At 44.5% G+C, this 19,240-nt stretch carries 20 protein-coding genes; 1 reads left to right on the forward strand and 19 read right to left on the reverse strand.

All coding sequences use genetic code 11. From position 1 onward, the window contains the following. Positions 1-18: 18 nt before the first annotated feature. The 18 genes from ACWA5Z_RS09745 to ACWA5Z_RS09830 form a co-directional block, all read right to left on the reverse strand. Positions 19-1,245, reverse strand: coding sequence for a beta-ketoacyl-ACP synthase (locus ACWA5Z_RS09745; protein ID WP_431051866.1), 1,227 nt, complete (start codon positions 1,243-1,245; stop codon positions 19-21). Next, a complete protein-coding gene (fabG, locus tag ACWA5Z_RS09750) occupies positions 1,239-1,967 on the reverse strand; it encodes a 3-oxoacyl-ACP reductase FabG (RefSeq protein WP_431051868.1) in 729 nt (242 codons plus the stop codon). Before fabG ends, ACWA5Z_RS09745 begins: the two co-directional genes overlap by 7 nt. Before the next feature lie 13 nt (positions 1,968-1,980). Beyond that, entirely contained in the window at positions 1,981-2,409 is a 429-nt protein-coding gene (locus ACWA5Z_RS09755) for a hypothetical protein (protein ID WP_431051870.1), read from the reverse strand. Positions 2,410-2,447: 38 nt separating this feature from the next. Next, complete coding sequence (locus tag ACWA5Z_RS09760) at positions 2,448-2,915, reverse strand: ApeP family dehydratase (RefSeq protein WP_431051872.1); 468 nt, start codon at positions 2,913-2,915, stop codon at positions 2,448-2,450. After that, a complete protein-coding gene (locus ACWA5Z_RS09765; protein ID WP_431051874.1) occupies positions 2,915-4,102 on the reverse strand; it encodes a beta-ketoacyl-ACP synthase in 1,188 nt (395 codons plus the stop codon). The genes ACWA5Z_RS09760 and ACWA5Z_RS09765 overlap by 1 nt, the downstream gene beginning before the upstream one ends. 20 nt (positions 4,103-4,122) lie before the next feature. Continuing rightward, on the reverse strand, positions 4,123-4,566 hold the full coding sequence (locus ACWA5Z_RS09770) for a hypothetical protein (RefSeq protein WP_431051876.1): 444 nt from the start codon (positions 4,564-4,566) through the stop codon (positions 4,123-4,125). Between the two features lie 6 nt (positions 4,567-4,572). After that, on the reverse strand, positions 4,573-5,820 hold the full coding sequence (locus ACWA5Z_RS09775; protein WP_431051878.1) for an NAD(P)/FAD-dependent oxidoreductase: 1,248 nt from the start codon (positions 5,818-5,820) through the stop codon (positions 4,573-4,575). Between the two features lie 18 nt (positions 5,821-5,838). Further along, on the reverse strand, positions 5,839-8,025 hold the full coding sequence (locus ACWA5Z_RS09780; protein ID WP_431051880.1) for an MMPL family transporter: 2,187 nt from the start codon (positions 8,023-8,025) through the stop codon (positions 5,839-5,841). 109 nt (positions 8,026-8,134) lie between these two features. Beyond that, complete coding sequence (locus ACWA5Z_RS09785; protein ID WP_431051882.1) at positions 8,135-8,731, reverse strand: outer membrane lipoprotein carrier protein LolA; 597 nt, start codon at positions 8,729-8,731, stop codon at positions 8,135-8,137. Between the two features lie 9 nt (positions 8,732-8,740). Next, entirely contained in the window at positions 8,741-9,169 is a 429-nt protein-coding gene (locus tag ACWA5Z_RS09790; RefSeq protein WP_431051884.1) for an acyl-CoA thioesterase, read from the reverse strand. A 1-nt stretch (position 9,170) separates the two neighbouring features. Next, the gene (locus tag ACWA5Z_RS09795; RefSeq protein WP_431051886.1) at positions 9,171-10,085 is read right to left on the reverse strand and encodes an LpxL/LpxP family acyltransferase; all 915 of its coding nucleotides are present in this window, start codon (positions 10,083-10,085) and stop codon (positions 9,171-9,173) included. After that, positions 10,085-10,807: a glycosyltransferase family 2 protein gene (locus tag ACWA5Z_RS09800; RefSeq protein ID WP_431051888.1), complete on the reverse strand. Its 723-nt coding sequence runs from the start codon at positions 10,805-10,807 to the stop codon at positions 10,085-10,087. Before ACWA5Z_RS09800 ends, ACWA5Z_RS09795 begins: the two co-directional genes overlap by 1 nt. Before the next feature lie 2 nt (positions 10,808-10,809). After that, positions 10,810-12,522, reverse strand: a complete 1,713-nt coding sequence (locus ACWA5Z_RS09805; protein ID WP_431051890.1) for an AMP-binding protein — start codon at positions 12,520-12,522, stop codon at positions 10,810-10,812. 10 nt (positions 12,523-12,532) lie between these two features. Continuing rightward, positions 12,533-13,093, reverse strand: coding sequence for a COG4648 family protein (locus tag ACWA5Z_RS09810; RefSeq protein ID WP_431051892.1), 561 nt, complete (start codon positions 13,091-13,093; stop codon positions 12,533-12,535). After that, on the reverse strand, positions 13,093-13,347 hold the full coding sequence (locus ACWA5Z_RS09815; protein WP_431051894.1) for an acyl carrier protein: 255 nt from the start codon (positions 13,345-13,347) through the stop codon (positions 13,093-13,095). The genes ACWA5Z_RS09810 and ACWA5Z_RS09815 overlap by 1 nt, the downstream gene beginning before the upstream one ends. Before the next feature lie 9 nt (positions 13,348-13,356). After that, on the reverse strand, positions 13,357-13,611 hold the full coding sequence (locus ACWA5Z_RS09820) for a phosphopantetheine-binding protein (protein WP_431051896.1): 255 nt from the start codon (positions 13,609-13,611) through the stop codon (positions 13,357-13,359). Continuing rightward, the gene (locus tag ACWA5Z_RS09825; RefSeq protein WP_431051898.1) at positions 13,604-14,389 is read right to left on the reverse strand and encodes a 1-acyl-sn-glycerol-3-phosphate acyltransferase; all 786 of its coding nucleotides are present in this window, start codon (positions 14,387-14,389) and stop codon (positions 13,604-13,606) included. The genes ACWA5Z_RS09820 and ACWA5Z_RS09825 overlap by 8 nt, the downstream gene beginning before the upstream one ends. After that, positions 14,367-15,110, reverse strand: coding sequence for a beta-ketoacyl synthase chain length factor (locus ACWA5Z_RS09830; protein ID WP_431051900.1), 744 nt, complete (start codon positions 15,108-15,110; stop codon positions 14,367-14,369). Before ACWA5Z_RS09830 ends, ACWA5Z_RS09825 begins: the two co-directional genes overlap by 23 nt. A 172-nt stretch (positions 15,111-15,282) precedes the next feature. Here ACWA5Z_RS09830 and ACWA5Z_RS09835 point away from each other — a divergent pair, with 172 nt between their 5' ends. Beyond that, complete coding sequence (locus ACWA5Z_RS09835; RefSeq protein WP_431051902.1) at positions 15,283-15,702, forward strand: excinuclease ABC subunit A; 420 nt, start codon at positions 15,283-15,285, stop codon at positions 15,700-15,702. Positions 15,703-15,798: 96 nt separating this feature from the next. On the opposite strand, the gene mfd is transcribed toward ACWA5Z_RS09835, so the two are convergent. Further along, the gene (gene mfd, locus ACWA5Z_RS09840; RefSeq protein WP_431051904.1) at positions 15,799-19,236 is read right to left on the reverse strand and encodes a transcription-repair coupling factor; all 3,438 of its coding nucleotides are present in this window, start codon (positions 19,234-19,236) and stop codon (positions 15,799-15,801) included. Positions 19,237-19,240: the final 4 nt, after the last annotated feature.

The raw sequence follows: 19,240 nt of genomic DNA on the forward strand, positions 1-19,240 counted from the left end.
ATCTTTAAACGGCTTGGCTTAAATTCGTTTAAATACCAATGATGTATTTACGCCACCAAAAGCGAAATTATTATTCATGACATAATCGGTTTCAAGATAACGGCTGCTGCCTTGGATATAATCCAGCTCTCCACAACGAGGATCAATATTGACTAAATTTGCCGTAGCGGCAAAGTAGTTGTCGTTCATCATGGCAATGCTAAACCAAGACTCCAGGGCGCCACAAGCACCCAAAGTATGGCCAAGATAGCTTTTTTGTGAGCTAATCGGCATGTTCGCACCAAATAAACGGTTTGTTGCTACGGTTTCGGCAATGTCGCCTTGTTCTGTTGCCGTGCCATGTCCGTTGACATAGCCGATAGCGGAAGGTGGAATAGCGGCATCTTCCAGCGCCAATTTCATGGACTGATACATGGTTTCACTTTCTGGACGGGTAATATGTGCGCCATCGCAATTACTACCAAATCCTACGATTTCCGCATAAATTTTTGCCCCGCGCGCTTTGGCATGGTGGTATTCTTCCAATACCAGCATACCGGCGCCTTCGCCAATCACTAAACCGTCACGGGCCGCATCATAGGGGCTAGGGGTGAGCTTCGGGGTATTGTTTTTCAAGCTGGTGGCATATAGGGCATCAAATACATAGGATTCACTTGGACAGAGCTCTTCGCCACCGCCAGCCAACATCATCGGGATTCTACCGTATTTTATCGCTTCATAAGCATAGCCGATTGCTTGACTACCTGAAGTGCAGGCGCTGGAAGTGGGAATCAACCGACCTTTCAAACTAAAGAAGATGGCGATGTTAGCCGCAGTGGTATGTGGCATCATCCGAACATAGGTATTGGCATTGAAGCCGTCAGATTTGCCTAAACTGATCAGTTGGGCAAGATCACACACATCTTTGGTGCTGCCGGTGGAAGAGCCGCTGGCTACCCCCATTCTGCCGTCTTTAATGGTGGCGTCGTCCAGCAGTCCGGCATCCGTCAATGCCATTTCGGCGGCATTAACACAGTATAGTGATACCGGTCCCAAGCTGCGCAATTGTTTGCGTGTCCAGTGTGCAGGCGGTTGATAATCCAAAATAGGGGCGGCAAGGCGAGTATTTAATTCCGGAAAGCGATCCCAGTCATTCATATGGACTACGGCATTTTCCCCACGTTCAAAATAACTGCGAATGGTTGTCCAATCACGCCCCAAGGCAGTAATCCCGCCAATACCTGTTACAACAACTCTTTTTAACATAAACCACCATTGACTGCCAATACTTGACGAGTAATATAATTTGCCTGTTCCGACATTAAAAATACGACGGCTGCAGCCACATCGTCCGGTTTGCCCATTCGTTGCATGGGAATAACTTTGAGGATTTCTTCCACGGGGACATTGTCATCAAGCATATCCGTATCGATTAAACCGGGCGCAACGCAGTTTACCGTAATCTTGCGTTTCGCCAGTTCGATAGCCAAGGATTTTGCTGCGCCGATGATACCGGCTTTGGACGCGCTGTAATTGACTTGTCCGCGATTGCCGACCAGCCCGGAAACAGAGGTGATACAGACAATGCGCCCTGCACTGCGCCGACGGATCATCGGCATCATCGCCGGATGCAATACATTATAAAAACCGTCCAGATTGGTCCGTAATACTTGATCCCAATCATCATCGCTTAATGCCGGAAAAGCATTGTCACGAGTCAATCCGGCGTTCAACACTACGCCATAATAAGCACCATATTGCTCAATATCGGCTTCCAATAAGGTTTTGCATTGTTCACGATTTGAAACATCAAATTGTAAAATTCTGGCAAGGCCACCCGCACTTTCAATTTCCTGTTTCACTGTTTGCGCATCTTCCCGACGGTTACGACAATGTATGACAATTTCATAACCTTCAGCGGCCAGCTTTAGTGCGATAGCTTTGCCAATACCTCGACTGGATCCGGTGACTAATACCGATTTTTTCATACAAAATCCTTAATTAATAATTTTGTAATAGATCGTTGATCATCAGATCGGTTTGTCCTTGTACGCCGGTGACTTTCACATTGTCTTTTTCATCACCGCGTTGTTTATAGGAAACTTCGCCGATATTGGAGCGGGTATCACCTTGAATTTCGCTTAAGCGTAATTTGGCTCGTAACACATAACCGTCTTCGGCGCGTAAGGAATAGGCTAAAACATACTTGCAGCTTGCGGCATAGTCCAAGCCTTTTTCAGACGTAATCCCTTTTTTATTCAGGCTGTTGGCAAGATAATTAGAGAAATCGGTAATAGGAGGATTGGCACTATCTTTAATGCAAATATGCTTTAGATCATCGCGTTTTTCTACCGGTTCGCTATTACTGATGGTCGAGCAGGCTGTTAGGGCTGCAGTGGAAAGCATTAATGGTAAAATCAATTTTTTCATTTTACAAATCCTCTCTTATTGTTTTATATTGTTTTAAATTATTCATTGTCATTATTCGGGCTATATACGCTTAATGTAGCTTTTGCCAATAAGCCATCAAGCGGCAAATCGGTTGGTTTTTCGCCATCAATCCAGTGCATTGTAGCATTAAATACTCCAAAACCGTTACTGTCCTGTAGCGATAGCTCCACTTTGATTTGCACTTTACAATTAATCGGTAAGCTATTGCAAAATAATTCATATTTACGACTTCCCAGCAAAAAGCCGAGCCTGACCGCTTCATTTTTATCCAAAGCGTGACATCCTGACCAAGCGGCCACACCTTGCGCCATGATCTCAATGGCAATATACATAGGCAACTGTTGGTGTTGTACAAAAATATGGTTGTCAGTGATTTCGGCACGGGCGATTAAGCTATTTTCATCATAATGGGTAATTTCATCTAACAGCACCATTTCACCGGAGTGCGGTAATAATTTGGCAATATCTGTTATGGGTAATCGCATTATACTTCTCCTATAATCAAAATCGCATTATTGCCGCCAAAGGCAAAGGATGAGCTTAAACCGATACGCCGCCGGTTATCTGCCCAGCGGCTTTGTTCGTCAGTCAATTGAATCGGCGGTAAATTCGGATCCGGTTGTTTGTTCCAATGCTGTTTGGGTAGTTTGCCGTCAGGATTCAATTCGCAGCTGATTACACCCCATAAAATAGCGGCCTCCACCGCACCGGCAGCGCCTAATGTATGTCCGGTTAAGGTTTTGGTGCTGGTGCAGGGAACGCCTTGTGGGAAGCAGTGTGCCATTGCAATACTTTCCATCGCATCATTATGAAGGGTTCCGGTACCGTGCAGGTTAACCCAGCCGATTTGTTGTGTGGTTAAATGGGCGGAGGAGAGTGCGGAATTAATTGCCGCAATTGCACCACGGCCATCAGGCGCCGGAGATGACATATGATAGGCATCGGAACTGCTGCCATAACCCAATAAAGGCAGACCGGTTTTATCCTTACCGGCTAAAAATACTGCCGCGCCTTCACCAATATTAATTCCGTCACGATTAGCCGAAAACGGCTCGGCAATGGATTTTGATAAAGCCTCTAAAGTATGGAAGCCATTAATGGCAAGGTGTGCCAACGAATCGACACCACCGCAAATCACCACATCGCATAATCCTGCATTCAGCAGGCGTGCCGCACTGATAATAGCTCTGGCACCGGATGTGCAGGCGGTGGAAATACAGTAGGAAATACAGCGCAGACCATAATGTGCCGCAATAAAATCTGCCGGTGAGGATAGCAACTGAAATTCATGGCAATAGCGGCTATTTTGCCAATTTTGCTGTTGGTGAAATTGCTGAAATGCTGCGACATTTTCTTGATTGCCGGTATTGGTCGTGCCGATAATCACCGCAATGCGATCTTTACCATATTGAGCGATAGATTGTTGGATTTGGTTATCCAGTTGTGCAACCGCTGTCCATAAAAGTTGATTATTACGAGTACGGTAGATTGCGTCGGTATTTTCCGGAAAATCAGATAAATGCGCGACATTTCCCACAAAAATGGAGTGGTTTGCAATCCAATCGGTATTTACTTGTAATGGCGGCGATTGATTAGCCAGCAAGAAATCGATATTAGCTTTAAGGTTGCCCCCCATGGCACTGACTAAGCTTGGTTGTTGAAGATAAATCATGGCTAAAAAATCCTGTATTCCTATGGTAATGGCGTGATTCGCCATGCTTCATTATCAATGTGAATCACAGCGTGTTGATCAATAGATTGTATTTGCCAATACTGATCCGTAGCCAAATTTTTATATAAAGCTGACCGCACTTTTGCTGGTGTTTGCCAATATAAAATCGCCGAAAATAAACGGGAGGCTTGGTTATTCGGTGGCAGAAATCCATCATTTTGCCAGCCCTTCGGGGTTAAAATTTGGCGTGCTAAAGGCGCACCTAACGCATTGGTTTGAATCCAGCGTTGTCCTTGCGCAAAAGGCTGCACCAGTAATAATGAGGTTTCGTATGTTTGTTCGTTTACAATCGAATATTGTCGAACCCCCTCCAACGGTGGCAATGAATTGGGCAATAGCCAATTTTGAGTGCAGGCGGTTAACAAGAATGCGCAAGCAGCATGGCAAAGTGCGGTTAATTTCATGCTGTTTTAGTCCTGTGTTGCGGTACCGCAAATTTCGGCCAAGGCTGTCAAGCGGCGTTCGGATTTTGCCACATAAGGATTATCACTATCCCAAGCATAACCCGCTAAAATAGAGCTGAGCATGGCTCGAATTTTAGGATCCGGATTACGCTCATAAATCACATCTTGGAAAGTGTTATCATACCAACCGAATACATAAGTACGGAAAGCGTTGATACCAATCATCAGCGGATCAACGAATTCCGTCTGCCAATTGACGTTTTCACCGCGTAGTTGTTTATCCAGGGCATTGACGGCTAAATCAGCAGAGTGCATTGCCACCGTAACGCCTGACGAAAAGACCGGGTCAAGAAATTCAGAAGCATTGCCCAGCAACGCCCAACGCTCTCCGTACAAGGATTTGACATTGGCAGAGTAGCCTTGCAGGGTATTAAATGGCGTATCCCATTTTGCATTGCGAATTAGACGGTTCAACATTGGGATTTCACTGGCATATCGCCGCAAGATGGCTTCGGCAGTTTGTTCCGGAATATGAGTGAAATTATGTGGTTCGGACACTACTCCGATGGAACAACGCCCATTAGAAAAAGGAATAAACCACAACCATACGTCCCGTTGTGTCGGATGAGTGCAAATCAGGATTTTATTCCGATCAAAATTGCTATCGCCAATATTATCTTCGATATGGGTGAAATGAGCATGGCGTACCGGTAAGCTGCTTGGGGTTTCCAAATCAAATAAACGAGCCAACACACGACCATAGCCACTGGCATCCAACAGGAATTTGGCTTCTATATTCAATGTTTCGCCGCTGTTATCATTACGCACCAATACCTTAGCCCGTTCATCATTCGTCTCCGCAGTCAATACGGTATGCTGATAGTACACCTGTACCCCTTGTTTTTCGGCCTCGTCTATCAAAATTTTATCGAAAATGCCACGTTGTACTTGATAAGTCGTGCCCGGACCCGCGGTAAACTTGTCGCTGAAATCAAAATAGGTATAACGATTCCCCCAAGTAAATGCCGCACCGTTTTTATGTTGAAAATTGGCCGCATTGACGGCGTCCAACATGCCGGCTTTTTTGATTAATTCCATACAATGCGGCAGCAGACTTTCTCCGATACTGAAACGGGGAAATTGCTGACGTTCCAATACGATAACCTTATAGCCCTTTTGACATAACAATGCGGCGGCAACCGAACCCGACGGACCGGCACCGATAATAGCGACATCTGTTTGAATAGTTTTCATCGTGTTCCTTAATTTAAGTTATGACTCACAAAAATTTGATGTTTGATTTAATTTTACGGCTAATAATAAATTCCACCCGATACCGATGGAAACGCTCAGGCCGAAATGCGCAACCGCGGCAGTCTGGCTGGCTGCAAGTAAACCAAAGGAAATAACGGTAGTGGCAGCGGCCAGAAAAACACCATTTAACCGCCAGTGTTGCGGGGTATTTTTCAATTGTGCATAAATGGCATAATCTACGCCAATGGCAGAAGACAACAGTAAACCAAAAATACTGAATAAACCGATAGGCACATTCAGCCAGCCCAGCGTTAATATCGTTAATACCACTGAAACTAGCGGCACGGCAATAATTTTAGTGGCCTGTGTCCGCCCGAATGCCCGCCATAACAGTAACCATACCAATAAGAAAGAAGCCAGTTTTAATCCACCGGCCTGCCAGCGAGCCTGATTGAAAGTCTGGTTTAAATTTTGGCGATAATCTACCCATTGCACATTGTTAAATTGTTCGGCTATGCGTGCGACAGTATGAATATCAATTAAGTGATTTAGCGTAATCATGCTGGCAACTTGACCTTGTTGCTCACCCAGCCATAAGTTTGCCCAACGCTCCGCTAGCGGTGAGGCAAGTGCGGTGGAAATATCCAAGGGTTTTAATTGCTGCAACTGCTGAATTTCCCGTTGCCATGCTGATAGTGGTACGCCCAGCTGAGCAAGCAGGGAATCCTGATCAAACTCTGTAATTTTAGCAAGATTTTGTTGAATTTCCCGTTGTTTTTCTGTTGAATTTACAAATTGGCTAATCGCATTAAAATCCCCTAATTTGCCTTGTTGTTTATACTTTTCCAATTCGGCGGCAACATTAGCATCTAAATCGAGCAATGCGGTTTCGTTGTCCGCCTGCACAATGAAAAATTGTCCGGTAGGATTAATACCGGTTTTATCTGCGATGTCTTTTGCCTGTTTAAGCCATTGCGGAGAGGTGGAAATCCAATCACGAATATCATCATGCCATATTGGTGGGTTGATGAAACTGAAAAGGCATAACAGAGCGATCGCCCAATATTTTTTTGGAGTTATAAATTGCCAAAATTTTTCCAATTTTAAGCGTATTTGGGTGGCAAGATCCGGTAAAAGTGCGGTCGGTTTGGGTTGCCATTTGGCGAAGAAAAACGGTAATACCCATAAGCTGCAACAAAATGCGGACAGCAGGGCAAAAATAGAAAAAACGGCGGTTTGCTGCAAGATCGTCAAAGGCGTCCATAATAGCATCAAATAACCGATAACGGTGGTGAACAAACCAATTGCAAAGGGTTTCCATGTGGTCGTGATAAAATAAAATGCTCGCCACTTTTCGCGCCAGCTATGAACCAGCCAATGTAAGGGAAAGTCCATTGCCAAACCGATTAAGCTGGTACCTATCACCAAGGTGAGTAAATGGATCTTGCCAAAAATCAGAATGCACGCCATAGCGCCGCTTGCCAGCCCCAATCCCATCGGTAAAATCAGATACAGCAGTCGCAAGGTACGGAATGCCAACCATAAAATCAGCAACATTGCCGTGATGCCAATCATCGACAGCATACGGCTTTCCTGTTCACCTTGTGCTTCGCCTAATGCGGTATAAATTGCGCCACCTGTGAGTAATAAATCGCCATGTTGTAATTGAATCTGCTGTTGACTGGTTTTTAATAAATCCAGCAGACCGGTTGTTGCCGCAGGATACAATATGCCGCGCACCAATAGCCAGGTTTTATCCTGATCCTGCACTTGAAAGGTATTGCTGCCGAGATCCAATTCGACTTTTGAATAGTCGGTAATCCGGTTTAGTACCGCATTACCAAAGCCTAGCCAGTCTTGTGCCAGCGGAAGCATGGAAATGGCGAAAGGATCGGCAATCTGCTTCGCCCGTTGCAGCAGAAAATCGTGAGCAGGGAGTGAGGAAATAGTTGTCGGCAATGCAGCCAGGCGAAGTGCGGTCAAGTTTTGTGACAAAGTTGTCAGCGCTGTTTCGGCTTGCCAATCTATACGCTGAAATAAATTGCTATGTTGCCAGCTGTCGACTAAATCTTTGGTTAAATGAACCGCACTTTCCTTGTCTGTCGCACCGATTAGGGCAATAATTTGATGATTAAGCTGTTGATTAATTTTAGCAATAGCCTGTCTTTGCAGTATCGGTTGCGAACCGGAGGGCAGTAATGACATTAAGTCACGGTCGATCACGGAATGCTGGTGCGCCGTCCATATTCCATAAAAAAGCAACGAAACGACCGCAATCAAATACATTGCGGCTGATAACGTTTTTTTTCTGGCATTATAAGGCATCTTCGGCTAGCCCTGTAAGCGGTTGGTTGATACGCTGTTGCTGCAATAAAATACGGCTACTATCGCCTTGTGCTTCATAGAGTTCGATCTGTTGTACGCTGTTACCGCCTTGAATTTCAATTTTATTGAAAATACTTTTCAGCAAAAAGGAAGTGGGAATCAGTTGTAATTGCCAGTTGTCGGCATTGCCTTGCAGCTGCAAATCAAACTGTTCTTTTAAGCCCTGCGTATTGCCGCTTAGTAAATCCAGAAACAATTTGATTTGCTGCATTTCGGCATTCGCCGCCGATTTTTGTTTTACTTTTGCCCATCGGTTATTCAGCCGATATTCTATGCCGTTTTGTGGTGTCATACGCATAATGTTGTCGATAGGCGTTTCCATTTGCCACAGTAAACCTTTGCCCTGCGCGATGGCAAACTGCCCGGAACTCAGCAACGGCTTTTCCAAACCGTTGAGAAAACGTTGCTGTATAAATTGCCCTTGTACGGTTTGAGCTTGGCGTAGCTGTTGTTCCAATTCGGTAACATCAAATGCGTAGGAAAACAGGCTAACGCACATGAATAAGATGCCGAGTAATTTTTTCATTTGAATTTCCTATATATTAATTGCTTTTCTAACCGCACTTTGCCAGCTTTCCGGTGTAATGAATTGCATTTCCTGCGTAACCAAATCGACGGCGACTTGGGTTGTGCTGGCACGGGTCAGGCGTTCGCCGCTGGCTTTGTCAAAAATGGTGTAATTGACTTTTAAGCGGGTTTCCCACTCCACCAATTCTGCCCGTACGATGATTTGCGTACCAAACATTGCCGGTTTGACATATTTTAGCTCAAGGCCTACCACCGGCCAGGCATAACCGAATTTGCCCATGGTGTTGTAGTTATAATCCAAGGCGTCCAGTAAGGCGCAGCGTGCAATTTCCAAATATTTGACATAATGGCCGTGCCATACGATATGCAGACTGTCCACATCAAAAAATGGTACTTTAATTTCGCTTTCAATGACGAAACACCCTTTTTTTCTCATACTATTTTTTCCAAAAAGAATAAAAATTAAACCATTGCAAGGGTACTTCCGTACAACGTTTTGCCAATTCATCGGCAAAGCGTTGCGCCCAATATTGCACGGATTCTGTTCGTTGGTTTCTGCTCCAATCTATTTGTCTGGTCAGACGGGATAAATGGAGTTGATATCTTCCGGCGATCTTATGGCAAAATAATAAATTGACCGGTGTTTTTAACAAACCGGCCAATAACCACGGACCTTGCGGAAATTTTGCCTCGGCATTTAAAAAGTCGACCATGACCGTTTTTTCGCCCCGTACCGGCACACGGTCAGCGGCAATCGCAATCCATTCACCGTTAGCAATACGAGTTTCCAGCAATAACATGGTTGCCATATCCAGCTCATTCACCTGAATTAAATTTAATGTGTTGCCCCCCAATTCCTGCAATACCGCATTAAAGGCTTCGGCGTGTCTGCTGTGTACCAACACATTCATGCGTAATTTTTGATGATGTGCCGCTAAGGTGCGGCAGATTTCCACATTACCCAAATGAGAGCAAATCAACATTTGCCCACGGTTGCCTTGTCCGCTGTTGCGAATGTCCGTATATAAGTCATCGGGATCAAATACGTCAATATCCGTATAGGTCAAACGTCGTTGCCACACCGCAAAGCGATCTTGGATTGCTTCGGCAAATTGTAAAAATTGGCAAAAAACCGACCGCAATTTAAAGAGATTGCTGCCCAAATAAGCCGCTAATTTTTGTTGATATTCCGCGATAGCACGACGTTCTTGCGGCGCAGTCAGATAAAAATAGCTTACAATGCATATTGTGATGATTTTCATCAACCATGCCGGAGTATATTTGACTAAGAAAGCACTGAGTTTGAGTACCCAAAGATTGCCTCGCTCTTTCTTTTCTGCCCAGTGACTCATCAGTTAGCTCTTAGTAATGTTTTGATTTTATTAAAAATCATCGTGAAAAATAAACGGGCGTGCATTTTGCTGATCAGCCAATTATCCTGCCATACCCGGAAATGGGAAACGCCTTGCTCACCATATTGTACTGCTGTCGGAATCCATTGTAACCGGTAGCCCTGCCAATATAAACGGACAAGGATTTCCACATCAAAATCCATAAAATTACCAATTTTTGCAAAATCTAACGCTTGCACGGCCTTAAGTGGGTATAAACGAAATCCACACATACCATCTTTAATATCCAAAGACAGAGTATTAATGGCAAGCCAAAAGTTGGTGATTTTACGCCCATATAAACGCGCTTTCGGCACATCAGCGCCATATACCGGCGCACCGCAAACAATATCATTAGGATATTGTTTACTACGTTGCAAAAATTTGGCAATGTCGGTCAAATCATGTTGTCCGTCCGCATCCACTTGCAGGGCATAATCATAGCCTTGTTCAATGGCATATAAAAATCCGCTTTTGACCGCAGCGCCTTTACCGCCATTTTGTTTACGGTGGATAATCGTTACGCCATTAGTCGCTTTTAATGGGTTTAATGCGGCTTGACTTTCCGCATTAGAGCCATCGTCCACAATCAGACAATCCAAACCTTGTGCCTGAATTTTTTCCACCACCGCCGCAATTGTACCGGGGTGATTATAATAGGGAATCAGGATAATCATTTTCATTGTTATACCTTATACACGATACGTCCCGAAGCACAGATCACGGTTTGGCTATCTTCTTCTTTCGTAATATTAAATGTTAATTTGGATTTTATACTATCCCAACGCAGGGTCATGATAATTTCATTATTTGGGCGAATAAATTGTTGGTATTTTAAATTCTCAACACCATCAATTTGTGCGGGTAAACCCAAGGACTCGACCAACTGAATTGCCCATTGAAGTTGTACCACGCCAGGAACTAAAGGGAAACTGGAAAAATGACCGGAAAAGTAGGTTAGATCCAAGGGTATGGTGCCGATAAATTGCTGTTCCTGATGCCGTGAAATATCCCACCGCGCTGATATTTGCGATATAGATTGCCAAACGGGGGCGCATGGCTTATTTTTGAATAGTGCCAAGACATCGGACTTAATGATTTTGCCCTGTGTATTACGCGGCAACGCCGCAACGAAACGCCAGAAACGAGGAGTTGCCAAATTACCCAGTTGTGTTTTGATTGGTAATGCAAGCGTTTCGCTTAACACTTTTCGCCCTTGATTTTGTAATAACCGAATTCCGTTTTCACTCAATACGGTTAAGGCAATCAAACGAGGTTGTTGCGGGTGTTGAAAACAATAGCATTCTTTTACTAAATCTGATTGATTTAAGGCTTCTTCCACGAGATCAAGGGAAATGCGTTTGTCCGCCAACTTCATAATGCGATCTTGCCGCCCCTGTAGGACAAAGCGATCGTTTGCCTGAAATACCAATACATCATTAAGAGGCTCTGTTTGATCTATCCAGGCAGAATTTACGCTTAATTGAACGGTGTGTTGAAATTGTACGCTCGGCAATGCTTGCCAGACAGTATCACCTTGTCTACTGGCAATCACGCCGGTTTCCGTGCTGCCATAAATCTCATCAATAGCTAAACCATATTGTGCAAATAATTCGGCAGTTGCGGTAGGGAGCTTTCCGCCGGCGGAGAAAATACGTTTTATTTTATGTCGAAATTTCGCCCAATTATGATGTTCGGCAAAATGGTTTAATAACATCGGGCTGGCTACCCAGCAGACGCTACGATCAGCTTGCAAAGTTTGTTCAATCAGCATTTCGGGGAAGAGCCACTGTTCCGTACAAATCGCGGCGAGGGAAAATAGCGGCAACATAATGCAAAAAGTCAGTCCATATAAATGCTGTTGGCTCACCGTGTTTAAAATCAAATCATCAGCAGAGATGGCAAAATGTTTTTTTAACATCTCCGCTTCCGCCTGAAATTGCCGCAGGGTTTTCTTTATTAGTTTCGGTACTCCGCTGGAACCGGAAGTTTTTAACCATAAAACAGAATGCGGTGAAATAGTCTCAGTAATATCAACCTCTTGTGAGGGCAATATATTTACTGGGTGGCGATTTGCCTGGGATAATGAATAAACTGGAATATTTAATATCAAATTGACATCATCGGTTAAGCAATAATCTTGAGCATTTGCCCATTGTAAGTTATTTTCCGATAAATCCGGCAATATGAATACTTCCGCTTCGACTTTCCATGCGGCAAGCAAGGCTTGAATAAAAAAGTGGCTTTCTCTAAACCATAAAACCACTTTGGATTTAGGTATTAAATGTTGGGCTAAAATAAGCGTTTGTTCGCTAAAGTGCGGTGACTTCTCACAACGCTTTGTCACTTGTGAATAATAGGCAAATTGGGAAAGGTCAAAGGGAAAAAATGCATTCATATTATCTATTTTAATTAACTTTCAGCTTAAATTTGCGGTAACACCATTCAATAAAGAACAAGCACCCCATGAAAAAATAAGAAATCAATCCGGTATAAATCGCCCAATAATGTTTATTGATATAAATTAATGCAATAGTGACGGTACAATTAAAAACAAAGAATCCTAGCCAAATTTTAGTGACAGTTCGGGTATAGCGAACGCCTTCCGAGGGCAAATCAGGATATTGCAAGCGGGCAAAACGTTCCACCATGCTTTGTGCCGAGAATAAACTCATCGCAAACACAAAAAGCATGGTACCGTTGATTAAAACCGGATACCAATACATCAGATTTTCATTGCCGATAAGCCATGAACAGGCAAGAAAAATACTGATAACATAGCTGATGATTTGCTGCGCTTTGTTTTTTTGCCACCAGCTGCGGGCCAGCCATAACCCTAACATCAACAACAATAAATAACGAAAGTCAATTTGCTCCCGCGCAAAATAAAGCAAAAAAGGATAGCTCACCGACAATAGTATAAGCGTAGTGCCGACAATCAGCTTTACCCGCTTAGTAGGCATTGTCATTATGCTTCCGTTTGATTGAATTTATTCAATACTGCGGTGACGACATCTTGTACTGTGCGTACGCTGCGAAAATCTTCAGCTTGTAATTTGTGTCCGGTTTCACGTTTGATATAGTCCATTAAATCAATCGCATCAATGCTGTCAATTTCCAAATCCGTATATAAATTGGCTTCCGGTTTGATTTGCTCCGGTTCGATCTCAAATAAATTTTCCAACGCGTTACGCAAGGTTTGATAAATTTCTTGTTCAGTCATTATGTATTCCTACTTATTGCGAATATAATCGGCTAATGTTGCAACACTATAAAAATTTTTGCGCAAATCTTGATCCTGATTATCCATCTGCACATTATATTTTTTTTGTATCGCTAACCCTAATTCCAGTGCATCGACAGAGTCCAATCCAAGACCATCCACAAACAGAGGTTCATTGCTCTGAATATCGTCGACGGTAATATCCTCTAAAGCGAGTGAGTCAATAATCAATTGTTTTAATTCAAGTTCTATAGCGTCATTCATTTAGTTTCTCCTCAAAATAATGTTGTAAATATTGATTTAATCGGCGAGCTGCAATGGGTGCCGGTTTTTCTTTTAGCCAATCTTGCGGATTAATGTCTTCACCGACAATAAACTGATAGTGAATTTTATGTTCTGCGACTTGATACCAGGCATGATCTTTTTTAAACGCCGGCGGCGACATTTTAATCACTACGGGCGTAATCATTTTGGCACCTCGTAAAGCGATGGCGCAGGCGCCACGGTGAAAATTAATAACGCCGTCATGACCGGTGCGTGTGCCTTCGGGAAAAATCAGCAAGGATTCACCGCACTTTAATACTTCGGCACAGTGTTCGATCATTTCCGGAGAGCCGTCATTCGGGATATAGCCGCAAGCCCGAATAGGGCTATTCAAAAAAGTATTTTTTTGCAGGCTTTGTTTTACGACACAATTGCAATTTTTAGCATAGGCAATCATAAATACCACGTCCAATAAAGACGGATGGTTTGCAATAATCAATTGTCCGTTTTTGCCTAGTTTTTCCGCACCGAGGAATTCGAAACTAAATACGCCGATAGCATTTAAAAATTTCAAATAATAGCGCCAACTGGTTGAAATAATTGAACGCGCTTGCAATTGTTGGTTTAATGTATTGTCTTTTTTTAATGTAAAAGGTAATAAAATAACCTTCATTACTACCCCGAAAATACCAAACACTAGAAAACCGATAGCATTTGCGATAATACGCCAAGTGCGGTCGCAGTATTTCCCTTTTTCACTTTTTATTATATTTGGCATGCCAGCTCCAACAACGATCTTGATATTTTAAATTATGTTGCCAATTAGCGTTAGCTAAAATAATATTTTTCAGATTTTCAAGATTGGTCGAATACTCAATATTATGTGCAGTTTGATTTTTATTCTTCCGAGTCAGGCTTAAACAAATTTCATTTCCGGTCGTAACCAAGAAGGCTGCGGCATAGGCAAATTTTTCCAAATACCCGTCGTTTATGGGATTTTCTTCTTTCAAAGGTTCGTCCGCAATAATGATCAATACCTCGCGGTGTCCGCTTTGTAGCAGTAAATAGGCTTCGAGCAAAGCAGTTTCAAGGCCGTCTTCACGTGCAGAAAGTGCGGTCATTTCCGAAGTGTCTTTCCGAATCATTGACCATTGCCCCACAATGGAATTATGCACGGAAAGTCCGAAAGAAGTGGGGGATAACTGTTCGCCACCACCCAATTCTTTCAATAAGGCAAAACTGCGGGAAAATTCGCCGTCGCGAGAAACGTATACCACCGGACATTGTTTGTCTTGCATTATTTCCCATGCGGCCATAAACACCAGTCTGGGGAGATCGCTTAAACGACGGCGTTGCATCGGTGCAAGAAAGGATAGATCCAATGTTTTTTCGTCAAAAAAGCTTAAGGGCTTACCTTTTGCCCAGTCCAACCAATCTTCTTGTTGGGTAAGCGAAAAAGAAGCGGCTTTCCATTGACTGAGCGAAAGTGAAAATTGCAAATTCAAATCCTTAGCGAAAAATTTTGGCAAATAATATAAGATTCCAAACGATTATTCAAGAAAGTCATGATTTACATATTGGATTTTGATTAAATTTCAGTTGAAATTTTAATTGTCTTTGTTATATTCCTTTCAATTAAAACAGTTTTATTTACTTGCCAAAGGAAACAATATGAAAAAATTATTATTGATCTCACTTGCCACATTAACTGTTGCGGCCTGTGCCCCGCGTGATACCACACATTATTATTCGATTCAAGAAGCGTTAAATTCACCGCAAGCAGCAGGTGTGGTTGACCCGAATATTAAATTATATTTTGGCAAAAGTGTTTCCGGTAAGGTGGTGAAATCGGGTTTGGTGAGCAATAAGAAAACCAATTTTGCCAATAAATCCGATCAGGAAGGTTGTACTTGGGCATTTTTATCTGCCGTGAAACAATTCCAGGAACGGGCTAAAGCCGAGGGCGCCACAAAAGTCAGCAATTTAGTCAGTTATTATAAAAAGAATACTTATAACAGCACCACGAACTATGAATGCCATGCCGGCCGCGTGGTTGGCGGAGTCACCTTAAAAGGTGATTTGGTCAAATAATTGAAAATACCGGGCTGCAAATCGCCCGGTATTTTTCTATCAATCAATACGTTGCCTAGAAAATTTTCTCATCAATGTCTTCATCGAATAATGATGCTAATCCAACAACGCTTTCACTAACGCTTCTACAAATTCTAACCGTTCTTTTGCGCTTTCCGTTATTTGGCTAAAACGGAATTTGGTCGGGCCGTCGAAGCGGTAAACCGTCGGGTTTTGTTTGATTAAGGCTAAGAATTTAAGCGGATCAAGTTCGGCGTTGGCTTTGAATTCCAGTGCGCCGCCTTGGGCGTGTGCTTCGATTTTTTGGATTGCCAACGGTTTTGCCAATAGGCGCAGTTCGGCGATTTGCAGCAGGTTTTTGCCGGCTTGTGGCAGTAAACCGAAGCGGTCGATCAGTTCGACTTTCAATTCGTCCAGCTCTTGTTGGCTGGCGGCACTGGCGATCCGTTTGTAGAAGGACAGGCGCATATTGACATCGCCCAGATACTCTTCCGGCAGCAACGCAGGAATGCGCAGATCGATTTCCACTTGTTGCTGGGTCAGCTCATCAAGTGACGGTTCGCGCCCCTCTTTCAGCGCATTGACCGCACTTTCCAGCAGTTCCATATATAACGAGAAGCCGATTGATTCGATCTGTCCGCTTTGCTCGCTGCCGAGCAGTTCGCCCGCACCGCGAATTTCCAAATCGTGGGTGGCAAGCACAAAACCCGCCCCGAGATTATCCAGGCTTTCCAACGCCTCCAAGCGTTTCAATGCGTCTTTGCTCATGCGTTTCGGGTGTGGCGTGAGCAGGTAGGCGTAGGCTTGATGGTGCGACCGCCCGACCCGACCGCGTAGTTGGTGCAGTTGTGCCAAGCCGAATTTATCGGCGCGTTCGATAATAATGGTGTTGGCGGTCGGCACGTCGATCCCGGTTTCGATAATGGTGGAGCAGACCAACAAGTTGTAACGCTGATGATAAAAATCGCTCATCACCCGTTCCAAATCGCGTTCACGCATTTGTCCGTGTCCGATCACAATCCGCGCTTCCGGCACCAGTTGCGCCAGCTGTTCGGCGCAATTTTCAATCGTGGCGACATCGTTATGCAGGTAATACACCTGTCCGCCGCGCAGAATCTCGCGCAGCACCGCTTCGCGGATCAGTAAATCATCGCTTTCGCGCACAAAGGTTTTAATCGTCAGGCGGCGTGCCGGCGGGGTGGAGATAATCGACAGGTCGCGCATGCCCGTCATCGCCATATTCAGCGTGCGCGGAATCGGGGTGGCGGTCAGGGTCAGAATATCCACATTAGCGCGCAATTGTTTGATTTTTTCTTTTTGGCGCACGCCGAAACGGTGTTCTTCATCGACTACCAATAAACCGAGATTTTTAAATTTCACATCGGATTGCAGCAGCTTATGCGTGCCGATCAGGATATCCACCCGACCTTGTTCAAGTTGTTCTAAAATCACTTTTTGTTCTTTGGCGGTTTTAAAACGCGACAACATTTCCACATTGACCGCTAAATTGGCAAAGCGATCTTTGAAATTGTCATAATGCTGTTGCGCCAACAGCGTGGTTGGTACCAGAATCGCCACTTGGCGACTGTTGTTCACCGCCAAAAAGGCGGCGCGGATCGCCACTTCGGTTTTGCCGAAACCGACATCGCCGCACACCAAGCGATCCATCGCTTTCGGCTGGCACATATCGCTGATGACCGCATTGATCGCCATTTGCTGATCGACGGTTTCTTCAAAATTAAAGGTGTCGGCGAATTGGCGGAATTCCTCTTTATTATATTGAAAAGCAAAGCCTTTTTGCGTTTCACGTTTGGCATAGACATCTAACAATTCCGCCGCCACATCACGGATTTTTTCCGCCGCCTTGTGCCGCGCTTTCACCCACGTATCGCTGCCCAGTTTGTGTAATGGCGCGCTTTCTTCATTGCCGCCGACATAGCGGCTTAATAAATAGAGCGAGGAGACCGGCACATACAATTTTGCCTCGTTGGCGTAATCTAAAATCAGGTATTCTGCGGTAATGCCGCCGGTTTCGAGGGTGGTCAAACCGCCGTAACGCCCGACCCCGTGATCGAGGTGCACCACCGGCTGTCCGGTTTTCAATTCGGCTAAATTGCGGATCAACGTATCGGGATTGACGGTTTTGCGTTGATCGCGTTTGCGCTGCTGTATCCGTTCGCCCAGAAGATTGCTTTCGCTGATAATGGCTAGTTTGTTTTTATCATTCTCTAAAATAAATCCGTTTTCCAGCTCGCTAATCATCAGATTATGTCGCTGTTCATTTATTTGTGACAAGGTCACAATAAAGTGCGGTTTCAGCTTAAGCGGGCGCAATAATTCCAGTAAGGTTTCGCGCCGTCCTTCCGTTTCCACCGAAAACAGCAGTTGTCCGTCAAACTGTTCGGCAAATTGGCGCAGCAGCTTGAGCGGTTCTTTTTGTTGCGCATTAATCGTCAGCTCCGGCAGCGGACTGACGGGCAAATTGCTTTGGCGTGCCGAATTGCGTAATTTCTCGTTATGCAGGGTTAAGCGCGGGTAGTTTTTCAGGTGGCGATTGATTTCATCACTGCGTAACCAAAGCTGTTCCGGAGGTAGCAACGGACGCATTGGATCAACCTTACGGCTTTCAAAACGCTGTTGTGCGTCTTGATAGAAGCGTTGCGCACGCTCGCCGTTGTTATGGTAATCAATAAACAGGCTATTTTCAGGCAGGTAATCAAACAGCGTCGCCATCTGTTCAAAAAACAGCGGCTGCCAATATTCAATTCCCGACACAAACGTGCCTTTGCTGATTTGTTGATAGATATGTTCCGGATCACGGCGGATTTCAAAACGCTCGCGGAATTGTCCGCGGAAAAACTCAATCGCTTTCTCGTCAGTCGGGAATTCGTGCGCCGGCAGCAGATTAATCTGTTCGATTTTGTTCAGTGTGCGTTGCGTATCCACATCGAAAGTGCGGATCGAATCGATTTCATCATCGAAGAAATCCAAACGAAACGGTTCGTCGCTGCCCATCGGGAACAGATCCAACAATGAACCGCGCACCGCATATTCGCCGTGTTCCAGCACTTGTTCCACCGCGCGATAACCGGCATTTTCCAGTTGTGAGCGCAATTTGTTTAACCGCACTTTGTCGCCTTGTTTAATCAGCAACACATTGTTGCTTAAAAAGTGCGGTGGGCAGAGGCGTTGCATTAAGGTGTTAATCGGCAACACAAAAATACCTTGTTGCGGCTGTTGCAAGAAAAACAGCGCGCTTAAACGGGCGGAAATAATATCTTGGTGCGGTGAAAAACTGTCATAGGGCAAGGTTTCCCAATCGGGGAAAAAACCGATCTTTTGCGAGCTGAAACGGCGCAGTTTTTTCTCTAAACTGAGGGCGTGGCGGGTGTCGGCAGTCACCACCACGGTTAAACCTTGATGTTGGCAGGCGGCTTGGCTGATCGCCAACACGTCGCTGTCGGCAAGCACGTTGCCGAGTAATTTATGATCATTCGCCGTACTCGGCAAATTCAGGCTAAAAAGGGTGTTCATGGTT

The organism is Testudinibacter sp. P80/BLE/0925 (genome assembly GCF_053570785.1).